This window comes from Staphylococcus sp. HMSC068G11, from assembly GCF_001815825.1.
GTDB lineage: Bacteria > Bacillota > Bacilli > Staphylococcales > Staphylococcaceae > Staphylococcus > Staphylococcus epidermidis.
The window spans coordinates 9,527-11,060 of the sequence record NZ_KV822094.1; the positions used below are offsets into that span (position 1 = coordinate 9,527).

General features: G+C 32.7%; 3 protein-coding genes. All 3 read left to right on the forward strand.

The window, feature by feature from the left end:
* The first annotated feature begins 156 nt into the window (after window positions 1-156).
* From HMPREF3058_RS07955 to HMPREF3058_RS07965, 3 genes are read left to right on the forward strand one after another with little or no spacing between them, the layout of a single operon-like run.
* Window positions 157-498: an SAUGI family uracil-DNA glycosylase inhibitor gene (locus HMPREF3058_RS07955; RefSeq protein WP_070731297.1), complete on the forward strand. Its 342-nt coding sequence runs from the start codon at window positions 157-159 to the stop codon at window positions 496-498.
* Between the two features lies 1 nt (window position 499).
* A complete protein-coding gene (locus HMPREF3058_RS07960; RefSeq protein ID WP_070731299.1) occupies window positions 500-1,003 on the forward strand; it encodes a DUF1643 domain-containing protein in 504 nt (167 codons plus the stop codon).
* 14 nt (window positions 1,004-1,017) lie between these two features.
* A complete protein-coding gene (locus HMPREF3058_RS07965; RefSeq protein ID WP_070731301.1) occupies window positions 1,018-1,239 on the forward strand; it encodes a hypothetical protein in 222 nt (73 codons plus the stop codon).
* Window positions 1,240-1,534: the final 295 nt, after the last annotated feature.

A 1,534-nucleotide genomic window follows, 5' to 3' on the forward strand; every position in this document is an offset into this window, starting at 1 on the left:
CGGGATTTCCTTGTTACACCAACGTTTATCACGGGTTTTTGATCGGAATTTTCTCTTATCCCCACCGGGATTCGTAATAAATGACAAATCAAATATATATTATCCCAATGATGTATATGAATTACATCACTATCACAATATCTAGGAGGCAATGATATGGAAACAATCACTCAAGAACTCAAACAATATATAACTCGTCTATTCCAACTATCTAACAATGAAACATGGGAATGTGAAGCGTTAGAAGAAGCAGCAGAAAATATTCTACCGGAACGTTTTATTAATGATTCCCCACTTGCACATCTTACACTTGAAACTTATACCTACTACAATAATGAACTACATGACCTAAGTATCTATCCATTTCTTATGTACGCCAATAACCAACTCATCAGTATTGGTTATCTGGATCATTTTGATATGGACTTTCTGTACCTGACAGATACTAAAAATATCATTATTGATGAACATCACTTATTACAAAAAGGAGGAGAATAATATGAATACAATCAAAAGTACGATACACACAGAAGCTATATTTAGCGATGATGAACAACACCGCTACTTACTCAAAAAGACTTGGGATGAAAAGAAACCTGTTTGTACGGTGATAACCATGTATCCTCATTTAGATGGCGTATTATCACTCGATCTTACTACGGTTCTTATCCTCAATCAATTAGCTAATACTGAACAATATGGCGCTGTATATCTTGTGAATCTATTCTCTAATATCAAAACCCCAGAAAACCTTAAACATATTAAAGAACCTTATGATAAACACACAGACATCCACTTAATGAAAGCGATAAGCGAAAGTGAAACAGTGATTCTAGCTTATGGTACTTATGCGAAGCGACCAGTTGTCGTCGAACGAGTTGAGCAAGTGATGGAAATGTTGAAGCCTCACAAAAAGAAAATTAAAAAGCTTATAAACCCAGCAACAAATGAAATTATGCATCCACTTAACCCTAAAGCACGTCAAAAATGGACTTTGAAATAAAAGGAGGATTATCTATGAACCATGACACTACACAATCAGATTGGCGAACGGTTGCTAACTTTTTAGCATCGCAAAATTATATATCTATCGTAAAAGGATTAATACATCATTTTACAGCGATTTCAGATGAGGAAATACTTGATAAAATCTATGAAGATTTTATGAATGACGATTGTATTACAACGGTCCTTAATAAGGATTTACAGACAATTATTAACCATTATCTGTCAAAATGAAAATTATATTCTAATAAAACTAGAGCATCCTTCACTTTTGCGGTGAAGGATGCTCCTATATCTTTTTTATCTAAAAAACTATTAGTAATTAGTTTTAAAACATTTATCTTCTAATATATAGATATGAAATGTAAAAATACAATTAGATTGGCAGTCACAATGCAAATGTAATATTTGTCAGTAATCTTCCTACTCAAATTGTTATTCTTTTCATAGAAATCAAGAGGAGGAACGACTTGAATTCTATTATATTCAATGCACCTTCATTATAATTCTACCGACTTCACCATTAGAC

Bases quoted from the DNA above. Each gene is read 5' to 3' on its own strand.
- HMPREF3058_RS07955 (WP_070731297.1), top strand. From the start codon at position 157: ATGGAAACAATCACTCAAGAACTCAAACAATATATAACTCGTCTATTC.
- HMPREF3058_RS07960 (WP_070731299.1), top strand. From the start codon at position 500: ATGAATACAATCAAAAGTACGATACACACAGAAGCTATATTTAGCGAT.
- HMPREF3058_RS07965 (WP_070731301.1), top strand. From the start codon at position 1,018: ATGAACCATGACACTACACAATCAGATTGGCGAACGGTTGCTAACTTT.